Annotated in this window: 9 protein-coding genes; 8 read left to right on the top strand and 1 reads right to left on the bottom strand. The window is 72.6% G+C overall.

All coding sequences use genetic code 11. The annotated features are described in order from the left end of the window. The first annotated feature begins 37 nt into the window (after positions 1–37). The 4 genes from GTY56_RS12325 (at position 38) to GTY56_RS40495 (ending at position 5,060) form a co-directional block, all read left to right on the top strand. Entirely contained in the window at positions 38–1,636 is a 1,599-nt protein-coding gene (locus GTY56_RS12325; RefSeq protein ID WP_161365140.1) for an FAD-binding oxidoreductase, read from the top strand. 86 nt (positions 1,637–1,722) lie between these two features. Continuing rightward, on the top strand, positions 1,723–2,604 hold the full coding sequence (locus GTY56_RS12320) for a diacylglycerol/lipid kinase family protein (protein WP_161365138.1): 882 nt from the start codon (positions 1,723–1,725) through the stop codon (positions 2,602–2,604). Between the two features lie 54 nt (positions 2,605–2,658). Beyond that, positions 2,659–3,519: a GNAT family N-acetyltransferase gene (locus GTY56_RS12315; protein ID WP_161365136.1), complete on the top strand. Its 861-nt coding sequence runs from the start codon at positions 2,659–2,661 to the stop codon at positions 3,517–3,519. A 218-nt stretch (positions 3,520–3,737) separates the two neighbouring features. After that, entirely contained in the window at positions 3,738–5,060 is a 1,323-nt protein-coding gene (locus tag GTY56_RS40495; RefSeq protein WP_237524682.1) for a C40 family peptidase, read from the top strand. Positions 5,061–5,123: 63 nt separating this feature from the next. Here the strand turns inward: GTY56_RS40495 and GTY56_RS12305 are convergent, their stop codons facing one another. Next, positions 5,124–6,650: an alpha/beta fold hydrolase gene (locus GTY56_RS12305; RefSeq protein WP_161365134.1), complete on the bottom strand. Its 1,527-nt coding sequence runs from the start codon at positions 6,648–6,650 to the stop codon at positions 5,124–5,126. Between GTY56_RS12305 and GTY56_RS39890 the strand changes: the two genes are divergently transcribed. The 4 genes from GTY56_RS39890 to GTY56_RS12290 all read left to right on the top strand — a co-directional run bounded on the left by GTY56_RS39890 (position 6,606) and on the right by GTY56_RS12290 (position 11,567). Further along, a complete protein-coding gene (locus tag GTY56_RS39890) occupies positions 6,606–6,794 on the top strand; it encodes a hypothetical protein (RefSeq protein ID WP_202510057.1) in 189 nt (62 codons plus the stop codon). The two genes, GTY56_RS12305 and GTY56_RS39890, sit on opposite strands and share 45 nt — an antisense overlap. Before the next feature lie 101 nt (positions 6,795–6,895). Beyond that, entirely contained in the window at positions 6,896–7,840 is a 945-nt protein-coding gene (locus GTY56_RS12300) for a helix-turn-helix domain-containing protein (RefSeq protein ID WP_161365179.1), read from the top strand. A gap of 173 nt (positions 7,841–8,013) precedes the next feature. Further along, entirely contained in the window at positions 8,014–8,517 is a 504-nt protein-coding gene (locus GTY56_RS12295) for a hypothetical protein (RefSeq protein WP_161365133.1), read from the top strand. 146 nt (positions 8,518–8,663) lie between these two features. Next, positions 8,664–11,567, top strand: a complete 2,904-nt coding sequence (locus GTY56_RS12290; RefSeq protein WP_161365131.1) for a tetratricopeptide repeat protein — start codon at positions 8,664–8,666, stop codon at positions 11,565–11,567. The last annotated feature ends 244 nt before the right edge of the window (positions 11,568–11,811 follow it).

Genomic DNA, 11,811 nt, shown 5'->3' with positions numbered 1-11,811 from the left:
CGGCAACCCCCGACGACGACCGGTGAGGACGACACGCATGGACATGCTGTGGAACGGCTGGGGCGACCCGGCCAGGGCGACACCGCTGCCCGACACCGTCACCGGGCTGCTGCGCGACTGGCTCGGCGTCAAGCCGCAGCCCATGGCATCGGCCCGGCTGGAGGAGCTGACGCTCTCCACGCCCGCCCTGGAGGACGCCGCGCGCCAGGCGTTGCACGCCGCACTCGGCGATCGCGCGGAGAGCCTCCGCACGGACCCGGAGAGCCGTATCCGGCACACCCGCGGCAAGTCCACCCCGGACCTGCTGCGCATCCGAGCCGCCGACACGACCGACGCCCCGGCGGCGGTCGCCCTCCCGCACAGCCACGACGAGGTGCTCGCCGTGCTCCGCGCCTGCGCCGAACACCGCCTCGCTCTCGTCCCGTTCGGCGGCGGAACCTCCGTCGTCGGCGGCCTCGCCCCCGCCGCCAAGGCCCCCTTCATCGCCTTGGACCTGCGGCACATGAACCGCATGCTCGACCTCGACCCCGTCTCGCGGACAGCCACCCTCCAGCCCGGCCTGCGCGCACCCGAGGCCGAGGCGCTCCTGGCCGAACACGGCTTCACTGTCGGCCACTTCCCCCAGTCCTACGAGTGGGCCACCGTCGGCGGCTTCGCCGCGACCCGCTCCAGCGGTCAGGCTTCCGCGGGTTACGGACGCTTCGACGAGATGGTCCTCGGCCTCACCCTCGCCACACCCGAGGGCACCCTCGACACCGGCCGGGCACCCCGGTCCGCGGCAGGACCCGATCTGCGGCAGCTGCTGCTCGGCTCGGAGGGCGCCTTCGGCGTCATCACCTCCGTGACCGTCCGCATCCGGCCCGTCCCGCAGACGCGCCGCTACGAAGGCTGGCGCTTCGCGTCCTTCGACGAGGGGACCGCCGCGCTGCGCCGGCTCGCCCAGGACGGCCCCCGCCCCACCGTCCTCAGGCTGTCCGACGAGACCGAGACCCTGATCGGCCTCGCCCAGCCCGAGGCCATCGGCTCCGCGGCCGAGCAGCGCAGCGCAGGATGCCTCGCCGTGGTCGGCTTCGAGGGCACCGAGCAGGACACCGCGCAACGACGGGCGGCCGCGGCGGCCGTACTCACCGACAGCGGCGGCGAGTTCGCGGGTGACGAGCCGGGGGAGCGCTGGGCCCACGGCCGCTACGCGGCGCCGTACCTGAGGGACTCGCTCCTAGAAGCGGGCGCGTTCGCCGAGACGCTGGAGACCGCCGCCTACTGGTCGCGCCTGCCCGGACTCTACGCGGCCGTCCGCGACGCGCTCACCTCCACGCTCACCGACAACGGCACCCCGCCGCTGGTCATGTGCCACATCTCGCACGTCTACGAGAACGGCGCCTCGCTGTACTTCACCATCGTCTCCGCGCAGGGCGCCGACCCTGTCGAGCACTGGACGCGCGCCAAACACGCCGCGAACGAGGCGATCCTCGCCGCGGGCGGCACCATCACCCACCACCACGCGGTCGGCACCGACCACCGCGACTGGTACGTACGTGAAGCCGGGGACCTCGGTGTCGCGGCGCTGCGCGCCGTCAAGCGACGGCTGGACCCGGACGGCCTGCTGAACCCCGGTGTCCTGCTGCCGGCCGACTGACCGCAGCTCCGCTTCTGGGCCTGAGCCCGCACCACCCCTGACCAGACCGACACCCCGGCACCACCCGTCAGCCCGGAGGCACATCGATGCGACAGTTCACCGCAGTCGTCAACCCGACCGCGGGCGGAGCCACCAGCGCCGCGGCGCTGCACCAGGTGGCCCGCCTCCTCCGGGAGGCGGGCGCCGAGCTGGAGACCGAGTACAGCCGCAGTCTCGCCCACGCCCGCGAACTCGCCCGGCACGCCGGGGAACGCGGCCGGGTGGTACTCGCCGTCGGCGGCGACGGGATCACCGGCAGCATCGGCGGAGCCCTCAGCGGCACCGGCGCCCTGTTCGGCATGGTCCCGGCCGGCCGCGGCAACGACTTCGCACGGGCCCTGGGCCTGCCCGGCGACCCCGACGGCGTGGCCCGGGTGCTGCTCGACGGCACACCTCGTGCCGTGGACACCGTCGAGGTCACGTCGTCCGCCCACGCCGGCACCGTCGTGCTCGGCAGCGTCTACGCGGGAGTGGACGCACTGGCCAACCTCCACGCCAACCGCTCCCGCATGCTGCGTGGTTCGGCCTCCTACTACGCGGGTGCCCTGCGCGCGATCAGCACCTGGCGCCCCGTCCGCTACCGGATCACCATCGACGGACGGGACCACGCTTACAGCGGCTACACCGTCGTGGCCGCGAACTCCGGCTACTACGGCTCCGCGCGCCTCATCGCTCCCGAAGCCCGTCTCGACGACGGCCTGCTCGACGTCGTGATGATCCGCGACGCCCCGCGCCGGCTGTTCTTCACCCTGATGAAGGAGCTCGGCACCGGCGCCCACGTCCACCGGCCCCAGGTGCAGGTGGTGCGCGGCAGGGAGATACGCATCGAGGCCGACAGCGACGTCCCCTACGGCGCGGACGGCGAGATCGAGGCTGACCTCCCGGTGACCGTCAGAGTGCTGCCCGGAGCACTGCGCGTCCTGTGCTGAGCCGCCGGTCCCGGCGACGAAACAAGGTGGCGGCGACGGTGACCAGTTGCTTGGATGCCCGACGTGACTTCTTGTGACGTCGACGATCATCCTGAGCGAGCCCTGCTGGACCGGCTCGAGGAGTACTACGACGCGGTCCCGCGGCACGGCGCCCGCGTCGAGAACCACGGGCCCCTCACGCTGTTCGTGCGGGAGGGCGGGGGCTGGCCGTTCTACGCACGTCCCGCACGGGGCTGGTCCGGACCGTTGCGGCCCACCGACGTTCGGAATGTCCGCGCCCGTCAGCGGGAACTGGGGGTTCCGGAGAGTTTCGAATGGGTCGCCGAGACCACACCCACGCTCCGGGCGGCAGCCGAGGAGTCGGGGCTCGTGGTCCATGAACACCCGCTGATGGTGCTCGATCCCGGTACTCCCGCAGCTGAAGTGGGCGGGTCCTCGTCAGGCAGCGTGCCCGTCCGGATCGTGGGCGCGGACGATCCGGCCCTCCCCGGCGCCCTGGCGGTTCCCCATCTCGCCTTCGCCGAGCCGGGGACCCACGTCGGTCTCGCGGGAACACCGCACCTGGCGGAAGCGATCGACGCGCGCGTCGCCGACGGATCGGTGGAACGGGCGATCGTGCGCATCCGGTCAGGCCTGACAGCGGTCGCGGCAGCCGTCGAGCACGGCTCAGTGCTGTCCTCCGGCCAGCACCAACCGCTCGCGGGAGTCAGTGAGATCGTCGGCGTCGGCACGCTCCCCGCGGCCCGCCGCCGTGGACTCGCACGCGCGGTCACCGCGGCACTGGTGGCCGACGCCCGATCGATGGGCGCGGCGACCGTCTTCCTGTCGGCGAGTGACGACGATGTCGCGCGGGTCTACGCCCGACTCGGCTTCCGCAGGGTGGGCACCGCACTGATCGCCGAACCCGCCGAGTAGGGGCGAACGTCACAGCGGCATATCAGGCAATTCGCAACTTCGATCTTCACGGAAGGCTCACAAGTTGGCTAAGTTGGTTACAGCATGCACGACTTCCACCAATGGATAGGTGGTCCCGTGCGCTCCCGGACTGAAGGAGTGCCCTCTCATGGCGCTGGAACGAACCTCGCGCCTCGGAGTGACCGAGGCCCGGCTCTCGCACGTGGCTGGTGCCCGCGTTGGCGCCTGACGACGAGGGGCCGAGCCCCGACGAGGTCCGGCGGCGGATCGACAGTCTCTACGACCGGGCCGAGAGCGACACCGGCACCTTCAACGCGACTCGCGCCGCCGCGATCCCGCGTCAGCGAAGCGCCGGCCCCCGCGGCCGGTCCGAAGGGGACACACCGCCGGCGGTAGGGGCTCTCGCCCGGCAGTGGTTCGACGTCGCCCGCGCCAAGCTGGGCCCGTCCGTGCCGGCGTGGCAGTCGGACCGGAAGGTGCCGGTCCGGCCCGAGCGCGCACCCGAGGCGGCGCGACCCGCGCGCCCGGCGGAACGCCCCGCGGAACGGCGGGCCATCGAAGCGCCCTCTGCGGAACGTGCCGCGGAACTGCGTGCCCTCGAAGCGCCCCCGGCGCTCACCGGTGGTGCGCGGGAGCTGCCCGGCGGACCGGCTCAGGCCTCTGCCGCCGAGATCCTCCCTGAGCTCTCCGACCAGCCGGCCGCGCCGTTTGCGGCAGGCGGCGCGCGGCCGGGCCTCGACGGCGATGTGGCGGCCTGGCCTTTGTACGGGCCCGCACCGGCGCCCGCGTGGGAGTCCGGCCCACAGGCCCTCGCTGCGCTGCCCGCCGTCCCGGCCCCCACCGCGGCTGCTCACCGGGCGGATCTCCTGACGAGCGGGACGGAGACGTACGGCGCCGATCCGGCCAACGGCGCGACCGCACCGTACGCCACGCCCCCGTCGGCGGACCTCACCGCTCACCACGCCTCCGGTCCGTCGCCCGACCCGACCTCCATGACCACTGCGACCCATGGCGCCGGTCTGCCCGACATCACCGCGTCTGCCCTGGTGCCTCCTGCTCCGGCGGATGCGCTCACCCCAGGCGGCATTCCCGCCGCCACCTACACACCCGCCACCTACACACCCGCCACCCACATACCCGGCGCCCACGCCGAACCCTGGCTGACGCCGGCCACCGGCAGCAGCACCCAGGCCGAGAGGGTGATCGCCTTCGCCCGCGCGCAGATCGGTCTGCCTTGCGTATGGGGCGCGGTCGGGCCGGGATCGTACGACGCCGCCGGGCTCACCCAGGCCGCCTGGAGAACTGTCGGTGTCCTGCTTCCCCGGACCACCCAGGCCCAGTGGAGCGCCGGAGTGCAGGTCCCCCTCACCGACGTCCAGGTCGGGGACCTGGTCTTCTTCCACGACGACCTCGGCCACGTCGGCATCTGGAGCGGCGACGGCAGGATGATCCACGCGTCCGGCCCGGGGGCGCTCATCCGGGAGGAGTCGGTGTTCTTCGCCGGCCAGTCGGCCATCAAGGGCGCGGTCCGCCCGGCTTGACCGCCGCACAGCGGCGAACGGACACCGGCGGCACAGGCCCATGGTCGCCGGTGACCAGGGGAGTCACCTGGTCAGATGGGTGATCACCGAGCGCATCGCCTGGTGCAGGGCGGGGATCGTCTCCTCCGGGGCGTCGAGGGTTTCGAACCCGTGATGACCGTTGGGGACGTCGACCAACTCCACTCGCGCAGCGCTGCCGTTCGCCGCCGCCACGAACGCATCCACCGTCGCGGCGATCTCGGGAGCCTCCCGCCCGGCGCGGAGGAGGACGATGGGCAGGGACCCCGCCTGCTCGACCGCCCCGGCAGGGTGGAAGCGGCTGCCGGCCATGCCCCAGGCGGGCAGAGGCGCCAGGACGGGATAGGACGCGGCCAGACAGCGCAGCCAGGCGGGCGGCCGGATCAGCCAGTCCGTGGTGAGCAGACCGCCGCCGGAGAAGAACCACAGGGCGATCCGGCCGGCGTCCACCCGGGGGTCGGACCGCACCAGTTCCACCCCGGCAGCGATGTCCGCGGCGGCCCGGTCGTAGTCCGCGACGTCGTGCAGGCGGTGTTCGACAGTCGCGCCGACCAATCCCTCGGCGGCGGCCAAGCGCGCGTACCCCACCAGGGTCGGCCATGCGCGCGGGCGCGGCCGCGCTCCCGCGGGCACGGGTCCACCGTGCACGAAGACCACGGCCGGTCGCGGGCCCCTCTCGCCGTCCCGGACGTAAAGATCGACATGCCCTTGACGGTCACGAGGCACCTCGGGGACGTCCAGCGGGAACGGTCGCAGGTGGGCAGGCGCGGGTGCGTCGCCGCCGGTCGGCCGCAGGCGGTGCCCCTCACCGGCCGCGGCCCGGAGCAGGACGTCGGCCAGTGCGTCGGGGCAGGACAGCATCGGCCAGTGCCCGGTGGGAAGTTCGAAGAAGGAGACCTGAGGTTCGGTCAGGGCGGCCAGGGCGGGGTCGCCGAAGTCGACAAGTCTCTGCACCTGGTCGATACCGGCGCCGTTGCGGGCACACAGCACGCCGGTGACGGGAACCGCGGCCACCGCCCCCGTCAGCCGCAGCGGCTCGAGCAGAGTGCCCAGCGGTTGTGGCGCCGCCCGTGCGGTCAACCGCTTCAGGGCCGCCTCGCCGACGTCGGCGGTACTGCCCCAGCGCTCCCACTCGTCCTGTCCCGGCGGCGGCAGCACGCCCTCGCGTTCGCCCGCCTCGGCGCGTTCGGTCAGCTGCGCGCGCAGCGCCTGGTCCGGCACGGTGGCCAGTGCCGGAACACCGTTCTGCGGCATCCCGCAGTCCACGTACACGACGCGTGCGATGCGCTCCGCCCTCCGATCGGCGGCTCCGAGCACCGGGTGGATCCCGTAGTCGTGACCGACGAGCACGATCTCCCGCCCGGACGCCACGTCCACCGCGTCGATCGCCGCGATCACGTCCTCGATGTGCGTCTCCAGGCCCACGCGCGCCGGCGGGGCGGGCCGGGCCGGGTCGACGGCCGTCAGCGGGACAGCGTGCGCTGTGCCGCCTGCCGCGACCAGTCGCGCGGCCGTCTCCTCCCAGACATGGGCCCCGGTGAACACACCGGCAACCATGATGAACACGTTCACAAAGTCCTCCCCGGACTCTCAGGATTCGCCGAACTGGCGGGATTCGCCGAACTGGCGGGGCTCGCCGAACTGGCGGGGCTCGCCGAGCGGGCGGGACTCGCCGAAATCGCCGATCGCATCGCACTCTTCGGACTCGTCTCATGACCTCGCGCACGCGCCGGCCGGGGACGCCGTCGTCCGCGGGCCACCGTGTCCGCCTCGCCCGCACACCGGTACCGTAGGAACTCCCCCTGAGGGAGGTTCAACTGTCGACGTCACACGAGCTGTTGTGGAGCATCGGGGAACTCGCCGAGCGCGTCGGCGCCACGGTGAAGACCGTCCGCTTCTACTCCGACCGAGGCCTGCTCCCCGAAGCCGCACGCAGCAGTGGCGGACACCGCCGCTACGGCCCCCAGGCACTGGAGCGACTACAGCTGATCCGCTCCCTGCGCACCCTTGACTTGCCCCTGCCGGAGATACGTCGCGTCCTCGACGACGAAGAGGCAGCCGGCCGTGTGCTGGAGGACGCCCTCGACAACCGCCTGCGCGGGCTCGGCGGTGAGCTGAAGGCCCTGCGCTGGCGGGAGGCCGCACTCCACCTGGTGCGCGACTGCCCGCCGGCTGAGCGCGCCGGTCGGCTGAGGCTGCTCGGCGCCCTGAACACCCCGCCGAGCACCGCACCACTGGCCAGGTTCTGGCGCGCGTGGCTGCCGGCACGGATGCCACGCGCGGCGACCGCGGCATTCCTGGAGGCGGCCGTCCCCCAGCCGCCCGACGAGCCGCACCCGACCCAGGTGCTGGCCTTCGCCCGGCTGCACGCCATGACGACGGCCCCCTGCCCGGACGGTCGGCAGCCCCAACCGGACGTGCACCGAGTGGCAGGGGCCGACGGTGCCGTGCTGCTGTACGCGGGCCTCGCCGAAGCATTCGAACTAGCGGCCCCCCACCTGCGCCGGGCACACGATCCCCGTCCAGGTGAGGCCCTGGACGCCTACGTCGCTGCATACGCGAGCGCGTTGCGCAGCCGCGACACCCACGACTTCCGCCGCTCGCTGGCCGCCCGGCTCTCTGCCGAGGCGCGCCTGAACCAGTACTGGGAACTCGCCTCCGTTGTTCTGACCCGGCCGGGCAGCAGTCCCCAGCCGACCCCGGGCTCCGCGGACGACTGGCTGCGTGCGGCACTGCGGCTGGACAACGCCGGAGCCGCATAAGTCCACCGCGCCGTTCCGGCGACGCCAGCACTCAGCCGGTACGGCGCCTCTAGCCGACCTGCCGCCTCTTCGTGCCGAGTTCACTGCTTTCCGTGTCGCCGACCCTGCGTCCAGGGCATTCTTGCGGCGGTCAGCCGGTACAGGGCTGTCAACTCCGTTCGGAGGTGGGGCTGTTGACGGGTGGGACACGGTGGCTGCTGGCCGGCGCGGTGGTGACGGTGGCGTTCATCGTGCCGACGGTGCTGTGCGGGATGTGGCTGCTGACGGCTGTCGTGCCGGACGCGGCAGCGCGCTGGAGCGTGGCGTCCGCGCTGGGGGCGGCGGTGGCCGCGGTGTCCGTGCTGTGGGGGCAGGGCTTCGCCGCACGCCCGGGTGGCGGGAGCGGCACCGCGGGCGGGCCGGCGCGCAGCGTTCAGGCGTCCGGGACGAGGGCCGTCGCGGTCGGAGGGACCGTGCGGGGCAACATCTCCACAGGTGACCGCGGCGTACCGAGCGCGAACCCGCCGGCCGGCGGGCAGGTGCAAGGGGCGCCGGTGACCGCTTCCCCCGAGCCCGATGCCGGGGCAGAGCCGTTGGGGTCGGTGACCGCCTCGGGCGAGCGGTCGGTCGTTGTCGGTGATGCGGTGGCCGGCGACATCGCCACGGGGGATCACCCGTCCGAAGGGGACCGCCGGTGACGAGGTCACGCAGGCCCGCCGGTGATCGGAGCGGTTCCACCCGGGCGTCCGTGATCGCCTCGGGTGACCGGTCGATCGCGATCGACACAGGGGGAGGCCCTTTCCTCGGGGTGGCGAGCTCCGGGGATCACACGACGATCGTCCAGGTGCCCCCGCACGAGCTGCGTCCGCCGGCGTCCGTGGACGCTCCTCCCGCAGTGGTGCGCCTGCCGGCCCTGCATGCCTCGTTCGTCGGCCGGGCCCGTGAACTGGCTCTGCTGGATGAGGCCCTGACCGGTTCGGGGACGGCTGTGGTGCACGCCGTGCACGGGCTTGGCGGGGTCGGCAAGAGCACCCTGGCGGCTCACTGGGCCGGCTTCCGCAAGGAGGTGGACAACCCCGTCTGGTGGATCACCGCCGACTCCTCGGGCGCCCTGGCCGCGGGCCTGGCGGCGCTGGCTGCCGCACTCCAGCCCGCCCTCGCCCGGCTGCCCCAGGACCAGCTCGAGGAGCGGGCCCTGCAGTGGCTGGCCACCCACGACGGGTGGCTGCTCATCCTGGACAACGTCGCCGATCCCGAGGACGTGCAGCCCCTGCTGGCGCACGCCGCCAAGGGCAGGATCCTGATCACCAGCCGTCGCGCATCCGGCTGGCACGACACCGCCGAACCCATCCACCTGGACACCCTCGCCCCCGACGAGGCGCACACCCTCCTCACCCGCATCCTCACCGGTGACGTGACGCGCGCCGCGGCAGACCTGGACGGTGCCGCCGAACTGTGTGCCGAAGTCGGCCACTTGCCGCTGGCCATCGAGCAGGTGGGCGCCTACATCGTCCAGACCGGCATCACCCCGCGCGCCTACCTGCGCCTGCTCGCGGAAGACCCCGCCTACATGTACCGCAAGGCGAAGGAAGGGCACGACAGCGAACGCACCATCGCCCGGATCTGGGCCATCACCCTGGACCGCCTCACCGACACCCCCCTGGCCGGGCACCTCTTGCGCGTCCTGGCCTGGTACGCCCCTCATGCCGTCCCACGCGCGCTCATCGGTCCCCTCGGCAGTGGGCCCGCCGTCGTCGACGCCGTAGGACGCCTGGCCGCTTACAGCATGATCAGCGCCACGGAGGACTCCCTGGACGTGCACCGGCTTGTCCAGGCCGTCACCCGAGCGTCAGACCCCGACGATCCCCACCGCAGGCCCCACGACGTCGTCCGCGCCCGCGAGGCCGCCGTCACCTGCCTGAACGCCGCGCTGCCGACCGCCGTCGACGCTCCGGACCGCTTCTCTGCCTGGCGCCGGCTCATCCCTCACGTCGATGCCCTCGCCCAGCACTCCAGCCCGGACACCGACACCGCTCTCACGGCCTACGTCTTCTGCCGCGCAGGTGCCTTCCTCCAGCACCAGTCGCTCAACCCCCTGGCCACCCCCCACCTCGAACGAGCCGGTCGGGGCTTCAGCCGGCAGCTGGGCGCCCGGCACCCCAACACCCTCACGGCCCGCCATCACCTCGCCCGCGCCTACCAGGACACCGGGGACCTGTCGAGGGCCATCCAGCTCTACCGCCACCTCCTGCACGACTACGAGCAGGTCCGGGGCCCCGGCCACGCAGAGACGCTGATCCTCCGCCGCAGCCTGGCCCAGGCCCTCGCAACCGCGGGTGACCTGGGCAGCGCCGTCCCGATGCTCGAACGCGTGCTGGACGCCCAGGAGTCGCTCCTGGAGGCCGACCATCCTGATGCGCTCACCACCCGGCACACCCTGGCCGACGCCTACGGGCAGATGGGTGACCTCCGCAAGGCCATCAGCCAGTACGAACGAGTGCTGACGGTCTCCGAGGACGTCCTGGGGTCCGATCACCCCGACACACTCGCCACCCGCGCCAACCTCGCCGGCGCCCACGTCTCGACGGATCCCGACAAGAGCATCGACCTGTATGAACGCCTCCTGAACGACCAGGAACGGGTGCTGGGCTCAGAGCATCCGGGAACCCTCACCACGCTGAGCAGTCTCTCCCGTGCCTGCATGGTGAAAGGGGACCTGCAACGCGCCGTCGACCTGTGCGAACGAGGCATGCAGGCACGGGAGAAGACCCTCGGCCCCAGACATCCCGACACGCTCCTGTCGAGGAGCAGTCTCGGTCTGGCCCTCTCCATGGCGGGCGACACGGCCAGGGCGCTCCCTCTGCTCCAGCAGGTCCTGGACCACTGCCTGTCATGTCTGGGAACCGACCACCCCGACACTCTCACCGCCCGCAGCAAACTGGCCGAAGCCCACGCCAGGGCGGGCAACGCGGCACAGGCGGTCCGAACGCACCCGCACTGCCTGCGCGAGACCGAAAGGGTGCTCGGCACGGACCACCCCGACACCGCCACGGCCCGCCACAACCTCGCCGTCGCCTACACGATGGCGGGCAACACGGCCCGGGCCGTCCCCCTGTACGAGCAGACGCTGACCGACCGGATCCGCATACTGGGCGCAGACCATCCCCGGACGAACAGCGTCCGCGTCACTCTCGCCAGGATCCACGCCTCCGCCCGCAACCACCAGCGAGCACTGCTGCTGTTCGAGCAGGCGTGGCGGGAAGCCGAGCGAGCGCTGGGCACCGAGGACCCCGGCACCCTGAGCAGGCTCCGCGACCTCGCCACCGCCCACCTGCAAGCGGGGCAGCCGACACTGTCCATCCCTCTGTACGAGCGTGCCCTGAAGCACTCGACCCGTCTCCTGGGTGATGATCACGTCCAGACCCTCGGGATCCGCAGCAACCTCGCCACGGCACACCAGTCGGCGGGAAACCGACGAGAAGCACTCGACGGACATCAGCGCTCAGCCGCCGAGTGCCGACGCGTGCTCGGGCCTGACCACCCCGATACGCTGGGCGCCCTCAACAACCTGGCGAACGCGCTTGCCCGAGCCGGCCAGAGGAGCAGGGCCATCGAGGTGTACGAACGTCTCCTGACCGATTGCAGGCGAGTGTTCGGCACGGACGACCAGCGGACCGGACGGGTCGCGGCCGGCCTGGCGGCACTGCGGACACTGAGCGATGCACACCGACGATCGGCCCTGCCCTGAGAGTGCACGACCAGTCGCGACCGCCGTCCCGCGAACGAGCTGCGCAACGTCCGTGCCTCAGGTCCCGCGCAGCGAAGACCCCCTGCTTGGGCAGCCCGAAGGGCCATGACAACAGCCTGACCGAGCTCATCCAGCCGTGCAGCGGTCAAGGGTAAGACTTCCCGCCCTGCCGCGCCATCCCCTGCATGACCAGGGATTCGTCCGGCGCAGCCGGGTACCCGGCGGCGGAACTCGGAGCATCCGA

This window comes from Streptomyces sp. SID5643, assembly GCF_009872555.1.
In the GTDB taxonomy this organism is placed as follows: Bacteria; Actinomycetota; Actinomycetes; order Streptomycetales; family Streptomycetaceae; genus Streptomyces; species Streptomyces iakyrus.
Note: the sequence above shows the minus strand (reverse complement) of the source record. Positions and strands in the feature narration are given on the sequence as shown.